This window comes from Bradyrhizobium sp. MI1.3 (assembly GCF_055811695.1).
This window is the reverse complement of record NZ_JBVVPQ010000056.1, coordinates 32,950-51,266: the sequence shown is the minus strand read 5'-3', so window position 1 is coordinate 51,266 and position 18,317 is coordinate 32,950. Positions and strand designations below refer to the sequence as shown.

Sequence of the window (18,317 nt, the reverse complement as noted above, 5' to 3'; positions counted from 1 at the left end):
GAAATGCGCGTTGGCCACAACATCGCACAGCAACGAGGGTTTGTGGTAATGGGTCCTGGCTTTCGCCAGGACGACATCCTGCGTGCGTTTGATTGCGTCGTTCAAATCGATCACCCTCACTCCGGTGCCGCGCCCACCGGTGGGCCGCCGGGCGGGCGGTGCAGGAATGTCAGTGAGACGTAGGCGCCGGCCCAGGAGCCGATCGCCGCGAAAGCCACATAGAACGCATTTTCGGTGTAGCTGATCACGGCGTAGGAGGAGAGCATGTACCAGACCGCGCTCCAGTTCGCCGCGGGCACGCGCTTGCGCGCGATCACCGCCGAGGTGAACATGACATAGACCGCGTCGGTGGCTGCCGTTGCGATGAACACGGCGCCTGCGGTGAGGGGATCGATGGCGGCCATTGCATGTCCTTGTGTGCTAATGCGATGATCGCAAACTAAGGGGAGAGAAGGGTCATGCAAAGCCCCACAGAGATTCTCAGTGGCATCTGGACCTCCGCCGGCGGTGACGCCGCCGCGCTCGCGCGCGTGCGGCTGACGGGCGAGGAGCCGCAAATCCCGTCCTCGTTTCGCGTCGCAATTGCCGGCCAAACGACGATCGCAGCCGCCGGCCTTGCTGCCGCCGAAATCTGGAGATTGCGCAGCGGCGAGGCGCAGGACGTTAGCGTCGACCTGCGCCATGCCGTCGCCGAATGCCGCTCCGAGCGCTATTTGCGCGTCGACGACAAGCCGCCGCCGCCCGCCTGGGACGCCATCGCCGGCGTCTACAGAACCGGAGACAACCGGTTCGTCCGCTGCCACACCAATTTCCCGCATCATCGTGACGCCGTCTGCAAGGTCCTCGGCTGCGAACCCGAGCGCGAGAAGGTGCAGGCCGCATTGATGCAATGGAAGGGCGAGGATTTCGAGACTGCGGCTTACGCTGCGGGCGGCGTCGTTGCCTTGATGCGCTCCTACGACGAATGGTCGGCGCTGCCGCAGGCCCGCGCGCTCGCCGAATTGCCGCTGGTCTCGATCGAGAAGATCGGCGAGGCCCCGCCGAAGCCGTGGCCGCAACGACTGTCAAAAGGCGATCGCCCGCTCTCCGGCCTGCGCGTGCTCGATCTTTCGCGCGTCATCGCGGGCCCCGTTGCCGGCCGCACGCTCGCCGCGCACGGCGCGGATGTGCTGCTCGTGTCAGGCCCCGAACTGCCGGCCATTCCGTGGCTGACCATCGACACCAGCCGCGGCAAGCTCACCACCTTCATCGAGCTGAAGAGCGAGGCCGGACGTGCGCGGTTGCGCGAGCTCTTGAGAGACGCCGACATCTTCTCACAAGGCTATCGCCCGCGCGCGCTTGCTGCTCTCGGCTTTACGCCGGAGGACGCGGCGACAATCAACCCCGGCATCGTCTACGTGACGCTGTCGGCCTATGGCCATGCCGGCCCCTGGGCGGAACGGCGCGGCTTCGATTCGTTGGTGCAGACTACGACCGGCTTCAACCATGCCGAGGGACAGGCTGCCGGCATCGATGGACCGAAGGAATTGCCGGCGCAGATGCTCGACCACGCCACCGGCTATCTGATGGCGTTCGGCGCGATGATGGCCAAGGCCCGCCAGGTCCGCGAAGGCGGCAGCTGGCACGTGCGCGTGTCGCTGGCGCAGACCGGGCGCTGGCTGTGGAATCTCGGACGGCTCGAAAATGGCCTGAACACCCCGGATATTACGGGCGAGGCCGTACATGCTGCATTCATCGAGAGCATGCCATCTGGCTTCGGCACGTTGAAGGCGGTGCGCCATTCAGCGCTGCTTTCGAAGACGCCGGCGCAATGGAGCCGTCCGGCGATGCCGCTCGGCAGTCATCCGGCAGAGTGGCCGGTGACAAGCTGACGTGAAGCTGACGTGTCGCAAATTTTTAACGCAAACCGAAAGGCGCCCGGCGTTTTTTAGGTTGTTTGAAATCACAATTCGGCACTATTAGCGCGACCGATGAAGCGGGCATCCGCCGGTATCATCGCAGACACGACCGGGCCCCATGGTAGTTGAAAATACCAAGCGATTGCAGGTGCTTACAAAACAACGGGTGATTACATCCGTAGTTTTACTAGCTCTTGCCGGTGCCGGGGCCTACGGCTTCCTCTATGCGGGAGCCAAGGAGAAGAGCCACTCCGAGATCTCCAGCCAGTCGCGCAGGAATGCGCAGAACTTCACGCCGACGCCGTCGGAATGGGCGACGCTGACGATCGAGCCGGTCAAGGCCAAGACCTTCCGCGCCGAGTATGTCACCGAGGGCAAGGTCGCAGTCGACGAGGACCGTTCGACGCCGGTATTCTCGCCTTATGCGGGCCGGGTGACCAAGCTGCTCGCCAAGCCCGGCGAGGTGCTGAAGCAAGGTCAGCCGCTGTTCACAATCGAGGCCGCCGACACCGTGCAGGCCCAGAACGATTTCATTGCGGCGATGAGCTCGCAGAACAAGGCGAAGTCGGCGATCGATCTTGCCGACATCCAGTTCAAGCGCGCCAAGGACCTCTACGAGGGCCATGCCATCCCCCTGAAGGATTATCAGCAGGCGGAAGCGACCCAGGTTCAGGCGCAGAACGACATGCGCTCCTCGGCGACCGCGCTGGAAGCCGCGCGCAACAAGCTGCGGATCCTCGGCTTCACCGATGAGACCATCAAGGCGTTCCAGGACAAGGGCGTCATCAATCCGGAGGTCACGATCTATTCGCCGATCGCGGGCACGGTCGTGCAGCGTAAGATCGGCCCCGGCCAGTACGTTAATTCGGGCGCCAGCGATCCGGTCTTCGTGGTCGGCGACCTCTCCTCGGTCTGGCTCACCGCCTTCGTGCGCGAGAGCGATGCGGCTGCCGTGTGCGTCGGGCAGGACATCAGCGTCAACGTGATGGCGCTGCCGGGCCGCCCCTTGACCGCCAAGGTCAACTACGTCGCCGCCGCGATCGATCCGAGTACCCGCCGCCTGCTGGTCCGCGCCACCATCGACAACAAGGACGGTCTGCTGAAGCCGGAGATGTTCGCCAACGTCACGATCTATTCGTCCGGCGACCGCGCCGCGCCGGCGGTACCGAAGCAGGCCTTGATCTACGAAGCCGACAAGGTCCGCCTTTGGGTCGCACGCGAGGACAAGTCGGTGGAGTTGCGCGAGATCAAGATCGGTCTCATCAATGGCAACCTCGTCGAGGTCACCAGCAATCTCAAGCCCGGCGAGCAGGTGGTCACCAAAGGCAGCCTGTTCATCGACCGCGCCGCGTCCGGCAGCTGATTGACGGGCCGGAAAAAGACAAGCTGAAGACCTGAATGGATCGCCTCGTCGCCCTTGCCGTCAACCGGCGCTTCCTGATGGTCGGGATGTTCGTCGCCGTGCTCATCGGCGGCCTGATCGCGTTCAACCAGCTCAACATCGAGGCTTACCCCGATCCGACCCCGCCGATGGTCGACATCGTGACGCAGAGCCCGGGCCTGTCGGCGGAGGAGATCGAGCGCTACATCACGATTCCGATCGAGACCCAGGTCGCGGGTCTGAAGAACCTGACGACCATTCGCACCATCTCGCTCTACGGCCTCTCCGACGTCAAACTGCAGTTCTCCTTCGCCTACACTTATGACGAGGCGTTGCAGCAGGTCTTGAACCGCCTGGCGCAGCTCGCTCCACTGCCCGGCAACGTGCAGCCGCAGATCTCGCCGCTCAGCCCGATTGGCGAGATCTTCCGCTACCGTCTCGTCGGTCCGCCGAACTACAGCGTGCTCGACCTCAAGACCATCCAGGACTGGATCCTCCAGCGGCGCTTCCGTGCCGTGCCCGGCGTGATCGACGTCACCGGGTGGGGCGGCAAGAGCAAGACCTACGAGCTCCAGGTCGACTTCAACAAGCTGGTCGCTAACGGCCTGACGCTGCCGCAATTGCTCCAGGCGGTCGGTAATTCCAACGTCAATGTCGGCGGCAACACCGTCAATATCGGTCAGCAATCGGCAGTGGTGCGCGGCGTCGGCCTGATCCGCTCGATCGACGACCTCGCCAACACCATGGTCTCGCAGACCAACGGCAATCCGGTGCTGGTCAAGGACGTCGCCACCGTTACCGTCGGCCAGAAGCCACGTCTCGGCATTGCCGGCCTCGACGAGGCCGACGACATCGTGCAGGGCATCGTCCTGATGCGCCGTGGCGAGCAGAGCTCGCCAACCATCAAGCGCGTCCACCAGCTCGTTCAAACCATCAACGAGTCCAGCATCCTGCCGCCCGGCGTGCGCATCGAGCGCATCTACGACCGCGGTGACCTGATTGAGCTCACCACCCACACCGTGCTGCACAATATGGTGGTCGGCATTCTCTTGATCGTGCTGCTGCAGTGGATCTTCCTCGGCGATCTCCGCAGTGCGCTGATCGTCGGCGCCACCATTCCGTTCGCGCTGTTCTTCGCGGTGATCATCCTGGTGCTGCGTGGGGAATCGGCGAACCTGCTGTCGGTCGGCGCGATCGATTTCGGCCTGATCGTCGATGCCACCGTGATCATGGTGGAGGCGATCTTCCGGCGCCTGACGCAGACGACGCTGATGTCGGAATCCGAGCAGATGTCGTCCGAGACGCTGTTCGGAATGAAAAGCCACGCCATCCTCAGCGCCGCGGCCGATGTCTCCCGTTCGATCTTCTTCGCCGCGGCGATCATCATCGCGGCCTTCCTGCCGCTGTTCACGCTCTCCGGCGTCGAGGGCAACATCTTCGGGCCGATGGCGCGCACCTATGCTTATGCGCTGGCCGGCGGCCTGCTTGCGACCTTCACCGTCACTCCGGCGCTGTCCGCGATCATCCTGCCCGCGCATGTCCATGAGACCGAGACCAGGGTGATGCTGATCCTGCATCGGATCTACATGCCGGTGCTGCATTGGGCGGTCGCCAACCGCGGCATCATGCTCGGTGGCGCGTTCGGCCTCGTGCTGATGACGGTTGCGCTCAGCCGGTTGCTTGGCCTCGAATTCCTGCCGAAGCTGGAGGAGGGCAATCTCTGGATCCGCGCCACGCTGCCGCCGACCATCTCGCTCCAGGAAGGCAACTCCTACGTCAACGAGATGCGCAAGGTGATCCGCGCGCGGCCTGAAGTGGAATCCGTGGTGTCGCAGCACGGCCGCCCCGATGACGGCACTGACGCCGCCGGCTTCTTCAACGCCGAGTTCTTCGCGCCGCTCAAGCCCGCGAGCCAATGGCCCGGCACCCGCGACAAGGAAGAGCTGACTGCGCAGCTGCTCAAGCAGCTCGACGATCGCTTCCCCGGCGTCGAGTTCAACTTCTCGCAATATCTCCAGGACAACGTCTCCGAAGCCGTCTCCGGCGTGAAGGGCGAGAACTCGATCAAGCTGTTCGGCAGCGATCTCCAGGCGCTGACCGACACCGCCAACAAGATCAAGTCGGTGCTGGCAACCGTGCAGGGCGTCACCGACCTTGCGGTGTTCACCTCACTCGGGCAGCCGACCATCCAGATCGACATCAACCGTGCCAAGGCCGCGCGCTACGGCCTCGCGCCGGGCGATATCAACGCCACCATCAAGGTCGCGATCGGCGGCGACACCGCCGGCGACATCTACGAGGCCGGAAGCGACCGCCACTTCCCGATCATCGTTCGTCTTGCGCCGGAATTCCGCAGGAGCGCCGAGGCGATCCAGAATTTGCGGATCGGCGCGCCCGGACCGAACGGCACCGTCACGCAGATCCCCCTGAGCGAGGTCGCCACCATCAGCCTCGTCTCGGGAGCGGCCTACATTTATCGCGAGCAGCAGGAACGCTATCTGCCGATCAAGTTCTCGGTGCGTGAGCGCGACCTCGGCAGTGCGATCCGAGAGGCGCAGCAGAAGATCGCCGATCAGGTGCAGCTGCCGCCCGGCGCGCACATGGATTGGGTCGGCGAATTCGGCAATCTCCAGGACGCGATCCGGCGATTGTCGATCGTGGTGCCGATCTCGCTGGCGCTGATCGGCGTCCTGCTCTGGTTCAATTTCGGCTCGATGACCGACACGCTGCTCGCCATGAGCGTGATCCCGATGGCGATCTTCGGCGGCGTGCTCGGTCTCTTGATCACCGGCACCGCCTTCAGTGTCTCGGCAGCGATCGGCTTCATCGCGCTGTTCGGCATCGCCGTGATGGACGGCATCATCATCCTGTCGCAGTTCAACCAGCTCATCGAAGAGGGCATGGACCGCATGAGCGCGGTGATACGCACCGGCGAATTGCAGCTTCGGCCGGTGCTGATGACCTGCGTCGTCGCGGGCATCGGTCTGTTGCCGGCCGCGCTGTCGGAAGGCATCGGCTCGCAGGTGCAGAAGCCGCTCGCGGTGGTCGTAGTGACGGGCATGATGCTCGCGCCGATCGTGATCCTGGTGACGCTGCCGGTGCTGATCTCCTTCTTCTCCCGCCGCGCACGCTGACGCTGCCAATCACAGCATTCGCTGCGCGATCCGCACCAGCATCATGGTGCCGAGGCCCAGCAGCATCAGGCTGGCCAACCGGCTGCTCATCGACAGCATGCGCGGCGTCAGCCGTGATCGCGCCGTTGCCACGATCGTGCTGAGCACGGTCCACCAGATCGCGGAACCGACGAAGACACCGGCGATCAACGGGGCTGCCGCGGCTTGCATGGAGAAGGCGTGCAGCGCAGCCAGAAACAGGATGACGGTCAGCGGATTCGTGAACCCAAGCGCGATGGCGCTGAGATAGGCGCGCGCCAGACGTACGTTGTCGACGTCGTCGGTCGTCTGGAGCGCGACCGAGCCGCGATGGGTCCGGATCGCGAACCACAGCAGCGTGAGCGCCGAGACGATGCCGAAGCCGGCGGCATTGGCCTCGACCCAGGGCTGTGCCAGTGAGCCCAGTCCCAAAACCGCGAGGGCGCTGTAGGTGAGATGCACGGTCGCGGCGCCGAAGCCGGTTGCGAGGCCCGTGGCCATGCCTGATGCCAATGTGCGCTGAATGCACAGCATGCCCATCGGTCCGATCGGGGCGGCGACGGTGAAACCAATTCCAATGCCGGAAAAAAGCGCGGCAAGATAATGCGATAAAGACATGCACCCGCACGAACAAATGAAATCTGTGCGTGTGCGTAGCCCCGAAAATGAATCGCCGCCTCAACCAGAAGGGTGAGAAACGAACGAGAGCACAAACACGTTCGTGTGAGTCCAACGAGTTTGTGCCTTCGCCGACAACAGTTCCACGCCTCACTATGGAACCGTGTCGCGGTCGTTGAACCGAATTGCGCCTGTCGCGACTCAGAATCCGTAGAGTTGCGCCGGGTTGTCGACCAGGATCTTCTTGCGCACATCCGCATCCGGCGCCCATACCGGAAGCTGGTTGAGCAGGCGGCCGTCGTCGATCTGGTAGAGCGGTGCGATGTCGGTGGCTTTGCGTCCCTCGACACGGCTCGAATCCGGGTGCGGCCAGTCCGTACCCCAGACGACGCGGTCCGCATTCGCTGCGATCAGTGCGCGCGCATAGGGCGCCATGTCCTGATAGTCGGGCGCGAGCTTCGAGGAGCGATAGGCGCCGGAAATCTTGACATGGGCCTTGCCGGATTTCACCAGCGCGACCAGGTCGGCAAATCCCGGTTGCTCCAGCCCAAGCGAGGCCTCAAGGCCGCCGAAATGGTCGAATACAACGGGTACCGGTGCCGTCTCGACGAGGTCCTTGATCGCCGAGATCATGGGCAGCGTGGTGTAGAGCTGCACGTGCCAGCCGCGCGCCTTCATGCGCTCGACGGCGGCGGTGAAGCGCGGCCGGCCGACATTGGGATCATTGACGCCGCCGGTCGCGAGATTGAGGCGGACACCGCGAAAGCCGTCTGCATGCATCGTGTCAAGCTGGGCCTCGGTCGTTTTGTCGTCGATCACGGCCACCCCGCGCGCGGCCGCGCCACGCGCCTTCATGCCGAACAGCGTCGAGGAATTATCGGTGCCGTAGACACTCGGCGTCACGATCACAACGCGCTCGATATGCAGCGCCTTGTGCAGCGCGGCCATTTCTTCGGGGCTCGCCGGCTCCGGCGTGTAGACGCGGCCCGCGAAGAACGGAAATTTTTCGACATCGCCATGGATGTGGGTGTGGCAGTCGCAGGCATGCGCCGGGACGTCGAAATTAACCGGCGTCGCGGGCTGCGCCGCGCGGGCGTGGACTTTGCTGGTCATGGCTACTCCGGCGGCAAGAGAGGCAAGCAGAACGCTGCGTCGATCGAGCATGGTTTCTCTCCCCTGTTTTTATTATTCTGGCAGTGGCGTCGCGACAGTATCACATCAGCCTGGCAGCTGCTGCGCTTCGCTGCATAGCTGTTCGACGAGGTCCGCAAGCGGGCGTGAGCCGTCGACGCGCACGACCGGGCAGGGCAGCTTCGCGAGCCACGCCTCATCTTTTGCGAGACTGCGGCCGTCGCGATCGCTTGCTTCGTAGTGCGAGGCCCAATCGACGAACGACTCCGCCTCCTCATGACGCCAGCCGCCCGGTGCGACGGCATCCGCTCCGAAATGCATAGCCTCGCGGCCACGCAGGCGCTGCAAGCGGAGCTCGCGCGGCGTCGTCACAAAGACGACGAGATCGAAGAATGGGACGAGCTCGTCGCCCCAACCGGTCACGGTTCCGCTCAGCACCCAATCGAGCCGCGGCAAGAACATCTCGCGCATTAGTCGCAAACGTTCGGCGGCGGGGCGCGTGGTCTGGTAGGGCGGCGCGGTCGGCAGCCAGAAATAATCATCGCTGTCGTGATGCGGCAGCGCAAGCCTGCCGGCGAGCGCGCGGCCGATCGTCGTCACGCCGGAGCCTGAAGCTCCCATCAGATGGATGCGGCGGCTTTTCATGTTCAGATCCTGAGACTGCCCGAACCGATTGCGCGGGTGCGGCGCGCTCCCTCACGCCGCTCGACGGCGCTTCGACATTCGCCCGCTTGTCGCGGGTTGGGCGGACAATGTCAGGCCTAACGCTCCGACAATGCGCATGACCGTGCCAAACTCAGGATTTCCGGTCTCTCCGAGCGCCTTGTACAGACTCTCGCGGTTCAACCCGGCTTTCTTCGCGATCGCGCTCATCCCGCGCGCGCGAGCGACAAGGCCGAGTGCGTCGCGCACGAAATCAGGATCGCCGGTCTCTAATGCGGCCGCAATATAGGCGGCCTGACGTTCTTCTGTGTTGAGATAGTCGGCAGCGTCGAAACGCGTCGTCCTGGATGCCGCCTTGACCGTCGTTTTCGCTGCTTTTGGCATCACATTGTCTCCGCCAGTTGCTGGGCTAGCTTGATGTCGTGTCGCTGCGTGCGCTTGTCCCCGCCACACAGCAGGATCACAATCTGCGTTCCGCGCTGCACATAGTAGATCCGATAGCCCGGTCCGTAGTCGATGCGCATTTCCCGGACGTTGCGACCGACGCTCTTGCTGTCGGCGAACGCGGGCAGTGATCCGGGCAACCGCGCTGGCGTCCTTGAGGCGGGTCAGCCACTCCGAAAAATGCTCGGTTTGCCTCACCTCGATCATGAGGTGCAAATGTAGCCCATGGGCTACAAAATGTCAAAGGAGGGTGGCGTGCCTGGGCGGTGGAGAGCCCAAAGGCGTTGCGGAAACTACTGCCCGGACGGCGTGCGCAGGCCGTGCCAGGCGTCACGGACCTGCTGGTAGTGCACCTCGGGCAGATAGTCCGGCGTGTTCAGGCTCAAGGTCTTGACGTCGAGATGGCCGACGGCGCTGAGCAGCGCATAGGACGCGATCACGCGGTCGCGGTTGGCGCCGATCAGGCGGGCCTTGGCCTGGATCAGATCGGCCTGCGAGTTCAGCACATCCACCGTCGTGCGCTGTCCGCCGGCGGCCTCGCGCTGCACGCCCTGGAGCGCGACGGTCGCCGCCTTCACTTCGGACTCCGAGGCCGAGACCGCGATCTTGGCGCCTTCATGGACAACCCACGCGCTGACCGCCGCCGTGCGCGCCTGGTTGCGCACCTGGTCGAGCACGAGCCGGCTCTGCGCCGTGATCTCCTTGGCCTGCCGGGTCTGTGCGGCGGCTTGGCCACCGTCGTAGATCGGCACGGTGACATTGGCGACGATCGAGGCCTGATCTTCGGCGAAGGTGCCGAGCGTCGGGTCGTTGTTACGGCTCTTGCTGGCGCTGCCCTGGACGCTGGCGCTCGGCAGCAGCGCGCCTTCGGCGACGCGGATGTTGGTGGAGGCGACATCGACGTCGAAGCCGGCGGCCATCACTGCCGGGTGCTGGCGGATCGCCATCGTCAACGCGTCTTCACGGCTCTTCGGCAGATAGCGGTCGACGACTTCGGCAGCGCGAAGCTGCGACGGTGCATTGCCGATCACCTGTGCGTATATCGCCTGGCTCACCGCGAGCGCGACTTCGGCGGCGTTGAGATCGGAGAGCCCGCGGTTGAGGCGCGCCTCGGCCTGGGCGCTGTCGGTCGGCGTGACGTCGCCGGCGTTGAGGCGCCGTTGAGTGACCGAGAGCGTTTCGCGCAGGAAGGCGACGTTGGAGCGCTGCGCCTCGACCAGCGATTGGTTGGCGAGCACGTTGGTGTAGGCGGTGACCGCGTCGAGCAGCACGCCCTGGCCGACGTTGCGCAGCGCCTCGCGGCCCGACTGCACCTGGAGTTCGGCGGCGCGCACGTTGTTGGCGGTGCGGAAGCCGTTGAACAGGGTCTGCGTCACGGTGACGCCGATGATCCACGGCTTCAGATTGGCGGTCTGGATGGTGTTGTCGGGCAGCAGGTTGCGCACGGATTGCAACCCGGCGCTGAGGCTTGCCACGATCTGTGGCCGGTAGCCCGCGAGCGCCTGCGGCACGTTCTCGTCAGTGGCGCGTTGCCGCGCGCGCTCGGCATTGAGCTGCGGATTGGTCTGGTAGGCCTTGGCGAGCGCCTCCGGCAGCGCTTCCGCCCGTGCGGCGGAGGGCAGGGCGCAACAGAGTGCCAGCGTGGTCCATGTCGCGAGCACAGGAGCCACGCCCGATCGATGCCGCGTCATCACGCGACCAGCTCTGGCGGCACGCCCAATCATGTAATCCGCAAATCCCGGCTGTCCGCCCCCGCCGACGGCGGCTCTCTTAACTGTTTAACCAGCCGAGGTCCCGCAGGCAAACTGCCGCGGGGGAAACCCCCATCTATTCCGTGCTTGTTGCAGGTACATCACAGGGATTCTGCGGGAACGGCATTGCCTTACACCAGCCTGACCGCGCGCCTCCTTACCGGTTCTTGTTCACCGGCTTCCGCTTCTCGATGAACGCCGCCATGCCCTCGGAGCGGTCCTCCAGCGCGAAGGTCGAGTGGAACAGGTTGCGCTCGACGCTCATGCCCTCGGCGAGCGTGGTCTCGAAGGCGCGGTTGACCGCTTCCTTGGCCATCGCGACCGCGGGCCGCGACATCGCGGCAACCTTCTCGGCCGCGCCCATCACCTCGTCCATCAGCTTGTCGGCCGGAACGATGCGGCTGACGAGGCCGCTGCGCTCGGCTTCGGCTGCATCCATCATGCGGCCGGTGAGGCAAAGGTCCATCGCCTTGGACTTGCCGATCGCACGGGTCAGGCGCTGGGTACCGCCGATGCCGGGGATGGTGCCGAGCGTGATTTCGGGTTGACCAAATTTGGCGGTGTCGGCGGCGATGATGAAGTCGCACATCATCGCGAGCTCGCAGCCGCCGCCGAGGGCATAGCCCGCGACCGCGGCGATCGTCGGCTTGCGGCAGCGCGCGACCCGATCGCCGCCGATCGCGGCAAAATCCTCCGAGAACATGTCGATGAAGCCTTTCGGCTGCATCTCCTTGATGTCGGCGCCGGCGGCAAATGCCTTCTCGCTGCCGGTCACGACGATGCAGCCGATGGCGTCATCGGCTTCGAGATCGTCGACGGCCGCGGCGATCTCGCGGAAGACGCCGAAGGAGAGTGCGTTGAGCAGCTTCGGCCGATTCAGCTTGATGATGCCGACCGCGCCATTGCTTTCGACGATGATGTGTTCGAACGTGCTCATGCTCCACCCACGCTTTTGGTTGAGCGGGCAATGTGCCCGCTGGCGCGGTGGGCTTCAAGAGGCGCCAAAGCCATCGGAGCAGGGACGGCCGGAACACGCGGCGAGATGCGCGTTCCGCACGAGGTCCCGCGGGCCGGCGATCAGGCTGTAATCAAGCCAAAGTCACGCCATGAACATGCGTGCGGCGGAGGCCAGCGTCAGCAGCGTGCCGACGCCGATGAAGATTTTTCCGATCAGGGAGCTCTGGTCCCAGGCCGAGCTCTGCTGGCTGCTTGCCATCACCGGTGCCGGACGCGGCTGCGCGTCGGTTGCGGCGATCACCGCCTTCTGCGCCGGCGCGTTGTCCTGTTGCACGGCGCGATCGATGTCGTTGAGCTGATCGGGTGCGACGACCTGGCTCTCGGCGTTCGGGGTGGCGGTGTTATCGGCCGCGGCCTGGACGTTGTCGTTGGCCCGGCCCGTCATTGCGGACGCAGCAGCCGCAGTCGGCGTATCGGCGGCGGCGAGTTGCGCATTGGCGTTGGCGACTTCCGGCGGCATCTGGCTCGAGGCCGGCGCGTCACGATTGTCGGCCTTCGTCTCATCGGCCGTTGCCACGGCGTCCTTCTTGTCGGCCTTGTCGTCGGATTTCTGCGCCGTCTTGGTGCTGTCGCGGTGGCGCGACGTGTGACGCCGCTGCTTGCTCGGCTTGACCTCGTCCGCCTGTTTGCCTGCGCTGTCCGACTTGCTGCTAGCGGCTGAACTCGGCGCCGCCTGTGCAACGCCCCCAAACAGCACGAAAAGCCCGGCCAGGAGAATCAGGGCCGCGCGCCCGCTGGCTTTCATCATGTTGACATCTCCCCAATTCCACCCGTCCCGGGAGCGAACAGAGACCCTGGGGCGTGACCACAGCGGGGCAGAAAATGGGAATCTTCGGGCCACACCGGGCAAAAGCGCGGCAAACCGTTGCGTTCGCGGCCGGCCACGGGTGCGGACGGGACTGATCGGTGTTATGAGCCGTCGCAGATTTTGACGGCCGTATCGGTCGCGCGGCCAAGCACGATCACGAATTCGTGATCGTGCCGCCGCCGGCGTAACAAACTGAAAGAACGGCCGAATTGCATGGTGAGGGCGCGCGTGCGCGGACGTGAGGACGAGTGGACCGGCCTGATGCGGTCGGCCATGGCAGGCGATGACGCAGCGTATCATCGCCTGTTGAAGGCGGTCACGCCTGTGCTGCGCGCTGCCGCGAGGCGCGGCCTGGCGCGGGCCGGGCAGCCTCCCGACCAGGCCGAGGATATCGTGCAGGAGATTCTGTTGGCGGTGCATCTGAAGCGGCACACTTGGGACAGCGAAGCCCCCTTCGCCCCGTGGCTGTTTGCGATCGGCCGCAACAAGCTGATCGACATGCTGCGGCGACGGGGGAGGCGGATCTTCGTCAACATCGACGATTTCGCCGAGACCCTGCCGGGCGAGGCGCCGCAGGAGACGGTCTCGGCCGGCGAAGTCGCCAGCCAGCTCAATACGCTGCCGCAACGCCAGCGCGACGTGTTGCAGTCGATCGCGGTCGACAGCACCTCGATCAAGGACACGGCGGCGAAATATTCGATGAGCGAGGGCGCGGTGCGGGTGGCGCTGCATCGCGGACTTGCGGCGCTGACAGCCAAACTGCGGAACCACTAGTCATGGATACCGATCAACTCATTCGCACGCTCGCGGCCGATAACGCCCATCGCCCGCCGCGCGTCGGCGCGGTGCTGACCATGGCGCTGCTGGTCGCCGCGCCCCTGTCGATTCTGATCTTCGCCACCTTCCTCGGTGTGCGTCACGACGTGATGAGCGCGATGCACAACCCGTTCTTCGACATGAAGTTCGCGGTCACGCTGTCGCTCGCGATACCCGCGATCATCGTCAGCCTGCATCTGTCGCGTCCCGAAGCCTTGCTGCGTGGCTGGGGCTGGCTGCTGCTGCTGCCCGTCGGGCTGCTCGCGGTGGCGATCGGCAGCGAGGCGATGATGGCGCCGGCCATGCCGATGACGATGCGATTGATGGGCAAGAATTCCAGGGTGTGCCTGTTGGCAATCCCTGCGATGTCGCTGCCGCTGCTTGCGGGGGCCCTGTTCGGCCTGCGCCACGGCGCGCCGTCCCACCCCGCGCTCGCCGGCGCGCTCGCCGGCCTGGTGTCGGCGGGCCTTGCCGCGACGCTGTACGCCTCGCACTGCACCGATGACTCGCCGCTGTTCGTCGCGACCTGGTACACGCTCGCGACCGCGTTGGTGACGGCAATTGGCGCGCTGGTGGGGGCGAAGGTCCTACGCTACTAGCTCGCCGGCTTCACGCCGCCGGCGTCGCGCCCTGCTGCATGCGGTGGAAGCGCAGCACCTGCTGCGCGGTCGAACTGCGCAGCGCCTCGTAAGCGTCGCGCAGCGTCACCATGTCGGTCTGCGAGCCGCCTGCGAGCTTCTCGCGCAGGGCGATGATGGCGCGGACGCTCGACCATTGCATGGCCGCGACCTTGGCGAGGATCATCACGCCCTCGACCCGGCTTTCGATCATCATGGTCTCGGCGGTCTCGACTGCGACGCCCGCAAGCGCGGCAAGCCCTGCGTTGGTTTCGTCGAACTTGCCTTGCTCCGCGAAGGTGGCGACCTGGAGCTCGGTGAGGCGGCCGTCCTCGTGCAGCGACTTCACCAGCGCGCGCGCCCTCTCGGTCTGCCTGGTCATGCTGGCGGCGCGGATTCGCTGCGCCGCTTCCTGGACCACGCTGGACACGTCGTCCGCGAGCTCCGGATGCGCGGCCTCCAGCTTCCTGCGCACGGCCAAGGAGGCCTTCGCGACCAGCTTCAAATAATGATGGCGGGGCAGGTCGGCCCGCAGGCCGATGGAGCTGGCGAGGTCGTCGTCACGTTCGGCGCGGGTCACGAGGTCGGCGAGACTTCCCTCCGACAGTTGCGCGCCCGGATTGTTGACGGTCGATTGCACCACGTCCTCGTCGCCGCGGGTCACCAGCACGTCGCTCAGCGCTTCCGACAGTACCCGCCGCAGCGAGATCGCCTTGAGATGGGCCTGGCCCCTGGTGCGCGCGATCTCGATCAGGGTCGCCTCGTCCAGCCGTTCGGATTTCGACAGCACCGGGCCGGAAACCTCGATCACCTCGTCGAGCGCGAGCGTGCGGATGATCTTCGGCGGCGCAGCCGCGATCGATGCGAGGCGTTCGGCGAGCAGCGCCCTGGCGGACGTCTCGATCTGCTCGATCAGGCATTGGAACACGTCGTCGAACACGCGGACGTGGTCGTCGGAATAGTCCAAGGCGTTGCCCACGAAGAGATCGGTGACGCGGCGCAGCGTCTCGACCCGGTGCGCGACGGTGCCGTGCGAGAGCGCAGTTTGCAATTCCTCGAGCAGACTTTCGGATGATTTTACGGCTTTGGATCTCATTGCCCTGTCCTGGAGCGTTCGGCCCGGCCGCGGCTTCTGTCGCGCCGGGAGAAAATGGATTGGTCAGCTGGTTGCAATGCGGTTGCGCCCCTGTGCCTTGGCGGAATAGAGCGCGCTATCGGCGCGCACGAGAAACGTGTCGGCAGTATCGTTGTCGCGTAGTGTCACGACGCCCGCGGAAATGGTCACGCGCATGCCCGGGGAGAATGCGCTCCAGTCCAGATCGGCGACGATCCCGCGCAGGCGATCGAGCATGCGCGACGCCGCATCGCCGTCCATCCCAGGCAGCAGCAGCAAGAATTCCTCGCCGCCGTAGCGGCCGAAGCAGTCGGCCGGGCGGATATTGGCGAACATTGTGATCGCGAAGGTGCGCAGCACCTCGTCGCCGACGGGATGGCCGTGGGCGTCGTTGATGCGCTTGAACCAGTCGAGGTCGATCAGCGCGATCGCGCAAGGCCTCGATGTCTGCCGCGATTTTTCGATCTCGGCGTCGAGAAGTCGCATGATGCAGCGGCGGTTGTAGGAGCCGGTGAGCTCGTCGAGCTCCGCCAGCTCCTCGATGCGCTGATAGGCGGCCTTCAGCTCGATGCTGCGCCGGTACAGGATCTTGCGCAGCGTGGCGCCGAACAGGCCGAGGAAGGCGCACTGGCCGATCACCAGCACGAAGCACAGCATCGAGGCGGCCCGTTGCAGCTGGGTCGTCACCGGCAGTCCGATTGGCAAGTCCGAGGCGAGGAAAACCAAGGCGAGCCCGCACGTCGCAAGGCCCCAGGTGAGCATCGCCTGACTAGAGGTCATACGAAGCGTGCCGAAGGCGAAGATCAGGAACAGCACGGCAAGGAACGCAACTCCGACTGTCGGCACCGCGAGCAGGAACAGCAGCTGCAGCGTCATATGCGCCGAGATCTGGAAGACGGTGAGGTAATGATCCTCGAACCGGTCGCCGAAGCCCGCTTCCGACAGCACGGTGAAGGTCCCGATGATCAGAAGGCCGCCGAGCCAGAACAGTGACGGAACGCCCATGGAGATCACGCCGTCAAAAGCGTAGAGCAGCAGGACGGAGGCGCCGAGCGAGTAGCTCGCCACCTGGCCGACATACATCTGGCGCCGCTGCCGGATCCGGCGCGCGAGGACTTCGGGTGCCGCCGCTTCGGTGGTCAGGGCGAGATCCGCGGCCTCAGCGGCATTCCTCTCGGGAAAGGACGTCGCAGCCGTGCTCATGGTCCCGCCAATCGTGGATGTCAGCCCAAAAATCTACGTGGCAAGCCTTTAGGTTTGGTATCCTTCGAAACCGAATCCACGCTGTACAGCGCGGCAGCGCGGGACGTCGACCGTCCCAGGAATTTGCCGGCGATTAGGCATCGTGTGCGACGCGGTCGAGCCAAAGCAGGGCTTCGGAAGACATATGTCGTGCTAAGCTGCTAAGGTTCCATGCACGTCGGGCCGTCTAAGCTGGGACGGCATTGCTCAGGAAAGTGCTTCATTACTATGTTACCGTTCTTGAGCGAAGCGCCCAGCCGCGGGTGGCAACAGGAAATTTCGCGTCTGTGGGGTAGATCACACAGCTTCCCGTACGACTGCGGTAGGTTGAACAATTTTACCCCTCCCGTCGAACCGTCTGCCGCATCCACCCGACCAACCTTGCGAGACGGTCTTTGAGCGTGACACAAGCGGCTTCGGACGAGATCCTGATCGCCAGGATCGCTCAAGGCGACCGGCTCGCCATGCAGGTGCTGTACGGGCGGCACCATGTCAGGGTGTATCGGTTCGGCCTCCGGCTCGTGCGGGACGAGCAGGCGGCGGAAGACCTCATCAGTGAGGTATTTCTCGATGTCTGGCGTCAAGCCGGCAAGTTTGAGGGCCGATCCGCCGTTTCCACCTGGCTGCTGGCCATTACCCGATTCAAGGCCCTGTCTGCGCTCCGGCGCAGGAAGGATTTTGAGTTGGACGACGACGCCGCGAACGCGATTGAGGATACGTCCGACAATCCGGAAACGGCGGTGCAGAAGAAGGATACCAGTGAAGCGTTGCGGGAGTGTCTGACGGGCCTCTCGCCGGACCATCGGGAAATCGTCGATCTCGTCTACTACCACGAGAAGTCCGTGGAAGAGGTGGCCGAAATCGTAGGCATCCCGGAGAACACTGTGAAGACGCGCTTGTTCTATGCGCGCAAGAAATTGGCCGAACTGCTGAAAGCAGCCGGCATTGAGCGAGGCTGGCCATGATGGCTTTGAGCAAGAAGATGCTGGAGCAAGAGCCCGGTGAAATTGAACTGCTGCTGCCGTGGCACGCCGCCGGCACGCTGAACCCGCGCGATGCGCGCCGCGTCGACGAGGCGCTGGCGCGCGATCCCGAGCTCGCGAAGCAATATGCCGCGATCCGCGGCGAGTATGAAGAGACCATCCATCTGAACGAGAGCCTGGGTGCTCCGTCGGCGCGCGCGATGCAGAAGCTGTTCGCCGCGATCGACGCCGAACCTGCGCGGGCGGCCGGTTCGCTGCCGCTGTCGGCGCGCATCGCCACCTTCTTTGCGAGCCTGTCGCCGCGCACGCTGGCCTGGTCGGCGAGCCTTGGCGCCATGGCGCTCGTGCTGCAAGCCGGAATCATCGGCGCCGTGTTGACGAAGACCCAGACTGCGACCTTCCAGACTGCTTCGCTCTCGACCAGCGCTCCGCTTACACGCGACCTCGGCACGACCGTCCCGCCAGCGCGCGCGCTGGTGCGCTTCACGCCCGAGGCGCGCGTCGCCGACATCACCGCATTGCTCGACGGCTACCAGGCTTCGATCATCGGCGATGCCAAGGGCGGCATGTTCCGCCTCCAGTTCGACAAGGCGATGAGCCAGGACGAACTCGCCTCGCTGCTCGGCAAGATGCAGCGCGAGAAGTTCGTCAACCTCGCCGTCGCGGCGCCGTAAGGCGCTTC

At 64.9% G+C, this 18,317-nt stretch carries 18 protein-coding genes; 7 read left to right on the top strand and 11 right to left on the bottom strand.

Annotated elements, in window-relative coordinates:
- Positions 1-116 precede the first annotated feature (116 nt).
- A complete protein-coding gene (locus tag AC0L3A_RS30345) occupies positions 117-404 on the bottom strand; it encodes a hypothetical protein (protein ID WP_007593600.1) in 288 nt (95 codons plus the stop codon).
- Positions 405-458: 54 nt separating this feature from the next.
- Between AC0L3A_RS30345 and AC0L3A_RS30340 the strand changes: the two genes are divergently transcribed.
- The 3 genes from AC0L3A_RS30340 to AC0L3A_RS30330 all read left to right on the top strand — a co-directional run bounded on the left by AC0L3A_RS30340 (position 459) and on the right by AC0L3A_RS30330 (position 6,413).
- Positions 459-1,871 (top strand): CoA transferase, encoded by a 1,413-nt coding sequence (locus AC0L3A_RS30340; protein WP_007593599.1) that lies wholly within the window; start codon positions 459-461, stop codon positions 1,869-1,871.
- Between the two features lie 145 nt (positions 1,872-2,016).
- Positions 2,017-3,261, top strand: coding sequence for an efflux RND transporter periplasmic adaptor subunit (locus tag AC0L3A_RS30335; RefSeq protein ID WP_007593598.1), 1,245 nt, complete (start codon positions 2,017-2,019; stop codon positions 3,259-3,261).
- A 35-nt stretch (positions 3,262-3,296) separates the two neighbouring features.
- Entirely contained in the window at positions 3,297-6,413 is a 3,117-nt protein-coding gene (locus AC0L3A_RS30330; RefSeq protein ID WP_473255735.1) for an efflux RND transporter permease subunit, read from the top strand.
- Positions 6,414-6,422: 9 nt separating this feature from the next.
- On the opposite strand, the gene AC0L3A_RS30325 is transcribed toward AC0L3A_RS30330, so the two are convergent.
- From AC0L3A_RS30325 to AC0L3A_RS30290, 8 genes are all read right to left on the bottom strand, one after another.
- On the bottom strand, positions 6,423-7,049 hold the full coding sequence (locus AC0L3A_RS30325) for a LysE family translocator (RefSeq protein ID WP_007593596.1): 627 nt from the start codon (positions 7,047-7,049) through the stop codon (positions 6,423-6,425).
- A 201-nt stretch (positions 7,050-7,250) separates the two neighbouring features.
- Positions 7,251-8,213 carry an amidohydrolase family protein gene (locus AC0L3A_RS30320; RefSeq protein ID WP_473255734.1) on the bottom strand — a complete coding sequence of 321 codons (963 nt, stop codon included), beginning with the start codon at positions 8,211-8,213 and terminating at the stop codon, positions 7,251-7,253.
- 54 nt (positions 8,214-8,267) lie between these two features.
- On the bottom strand, positions 8,268-8,825 hold the full coding sequence (locus AC0L3A_RS30315) for a P-loop NTPase family protein (protein WP_473255732.1): 558 nt from the start codon (positions 8,823-8,825) through the stop codon (positions 8,268-8,270).
- 51 nt (positions 8,826-8,876) lie between these two features.
- Positions 8,877-9,227: an addiction module antidote protein gene (locus AC0L3A_RS30310; RefSeq protein ID WP_007593593.1), complete on the bottom strand. Its 351-nt coding sequence runs from the start codon at positions 9,225-9,227 to the stop codon at positions 8,877-8,879.
- The gene (locus AC0L3A_RS30305; protein ID WP_354127636.1) at positions 9,227-9,427 is read right to left on the bottom strand and encodes a type II toxin-antitoxin system RelE/ParE family toxin; all 201 of its coding nucleotides are present in this window, start codon (positions 9,425-9,427) and stop codon (positions 9,227-9,229) included. Before AC0L3A_RS30305 ends, AC0L3A_RS30310 begins: the two co-directional genes overlap by 1 nt.
- 153 nt (positions 9,428-9,580) lie before the next feature.
- Positions 9,581-10,978, bottom strand: coding sequence for a TolC family outer membrane protein (locus tag AC0L3A_RS30300; protein WP_473255731.1), 1,398 nt, complete (start codon positions 10,976-10,978; stop codon positions 9,581-9,583).
- 217 nt (positions 10,979-11,195) lie between these two features.
- A complete protein-coding gene (locus AC0L3A_RS30295; RefSeq protein ID WP_007593591.1) occupies positions 11,196-11,975 on the bottom strand; it encodes an enoyl-CoA hydratase in 780 nt (259 codons plus the stop codon).
- 162 nt (positions 11,976-12,137) lie between these two features.
- Entirely contained in the window at positions 12,138-12,803 is a 666-nt protein-coding gene (locus AC0L3A_RS30290) for a hypothetical protein (RefSeq protein ID WP_007593590.1), read from the bottom strand.
- Positions 12,804-13,091: 288 nt separating this feature from the next.
- Here AC0L3A_RS30290 and AC0L3A_RS30285 point away from each other — a divergent pair, with 288 nt between their 5' ends.
- Entirely contained in the window at positions 13,092-13,637 is a 546-nt protein-coding gene (locus AC0L3A_RS30285) for a sigma-70 family RNA polymerase sigma factor (RefSeq protein WP_007593589.1), read from the top strand.
- Between the two features lie 2 nt (positions 13,638-13,639).
- The gene (locus tag AC0L3A_RS30280) at positions 13,640-14,278 is read left to right on the top strand and encodes an NrsF family protein (protein WP_007593588.1); all 639 of its coding nucleotides are present in this window, start codon (positions 13,640-13,642) and stop codon (positions 14,276-14,278) included.
- A 10-nt stretch (positions 14,279-14,288) separates the two neighbouring features.
- On the opposite strand, the gene AC0L3A_RS30275 is transcribed toward AC0L3A_RS30280, so the two are convergent.
- Complete coding sequence (locus tag AC0L3A_RS30275; RefSeq protein ID WP_007593586.1) at positions 14,289-15,392, bottom strand: DUF2336 domain-containing protein; 1,104 nt, start codon at positions 15,390-15,392, stop codon at positions 14,289-14,291.
- Between the two features lie 63 nt (positions 15,393-15,455).
- Complete coding sequence (locus tag AC0L3A_RS30270; protein WP_007593584.1) at positions 15,456-16,613, bottom strand: GGDEF domain-containing protein; 1,158 nt, start codon at positions 16,611-16,613, stop codon at positions 15,456-15,458.
- A gap of 434 nt (positions 16,614-17,047) precedes the next feature.
- Between AC0L3A_RS30270 and AC0L3A_RS30265 the strand changes: the two genes are divergently transcribed.
- Positions 17,048-17,617, top strand: a complete 570-nt coding sequence (locus tag AC0L3A_RS30265) for a sigma-70 family RNA polymerase sigma factor (protein WP_007593582.1) — start codon at positions 17,048-17,050, stop codon at positions 17,615-17,617.
- Complete coding sequence (locus tag AC0L3A_RS30260; protein ID WP_007593580.1) at positions 17,614-18,309, top strand: hypothetical protein; 696 nt, start codon at positions 17,614-17,616, stop codon at positions 18,307-18,309. Before AC0L3A_RS30265 ends, AC0L3A_RS30260 begins: the two co-directional genes overlap by 4 nt.
- Positions 18,310-18,317: the final 8 nt, after the last annotated feature.

Coding starts and splice junctions, on each gene's coding strand:
- AC0L3A_RS30345 (WP_007593600.1), bottom strand. CDS start 404: ATGGCCGCCATCGATCCCCTCACCGCAGGCGCCGTGTTCATCGCAACG.
- AC0L3A_RS30340 (WP_007593599.1), top strand. CDS start 459: ATGCAAAGCCCCACAGAGATTCTCAGTGGCATCTGGACCTCCGCCGGC.
- AC0L3A_RS30335 (WP_007593598.1), top strand. CDS start 2,017: ATGGTAGTTGAAAATACCAAGCGATTGCAGGTGCTTACAAAACAACGG.
- AC0L3A_RS30330 (WP_473255735.1), top strand. CDS start 3,297: ATGGATCGCCTCGTCGCCCTTGCCGTCAACCGGCGCTTCCTGATGGTC.
- AC0L3A_RS30325 (WP_007593596.1), bottom strand. CDS start 7,049: ATGTCTTTATCGCATTATCTTGCCGCGCTTTTTTCCGGCATTGGAATT.
- AC0L3A_RS30320 (WP_473255734.1), bottom strand. CDS start 8,213: ATGCTCGATCGACGCAGCGTTCTGCTTGCCTCTCTTGCCGCCGGAGTA.
- AC0L3A_RS30315 (WP_473255732.1), bottom strand. CDS start 8,825: ATGAAAAGCCGCCGCATCCATCTGATGGGAGCTTCAGGCTCCGGCGTG.
- AC0L3A_RS30310 (WP_007593593.1), bottom strand. CDS start 9,227: ATGCCAAAAGCAGCGAAAACGACGGTCAAGGCGGCATCCAGGACGACG.
- AC0L3A_RS30300 (WP_473255731.1), bottom strand. CDS start 10,978: ATGACGCGGCATCGATCGGGCGTGGCTCCTGTGCTCGCGACATGGACC.
- AC0L3A_RS30295 (WP_007593591.1), bottom strand. CDS start 11,975: ATGAGCACGTTCGAACACATCATCGTCGAAAGCAATGGCGCGGTCGGC.
- AC0L3A_RS30290 (WP_007593590.1), bottom strand. CDS start 12,803: ATGATGAAAGCCAGCGGGCGCGCGGCCCTGATTCTCCTGGCCGGGCTT.
- AC0L3A_RS30280 (WP_007593588.1), top strand. CDS start 13,640: ATGGATACCGATCAACTCATTCGCACGCTCGCGGCCGATAACGCCCAT.
- AC0L3A_RS30275 (WP_007593586.1), bottom strand. CDS start 15,392: ATGAGATCCAAAGCCGTAAAATCATCCGAAAGTCTGCTCGAGGAATTG.
- AC0L3A_RS30270 (WP_007593584.1), bottom strand. CDS start 16,613: ATGAGCACGGCTGCGACGTCCTTTCCCGAGAGGAATGCCGCTGAGGCC.
- AC0L3A_RS30260 (WP_007593580.1), top strand. CDS start 17,614: ATGATGGCTTTGAGCAAGAAGATGCTGGAGCAAGAGCCCGGTGAAATT.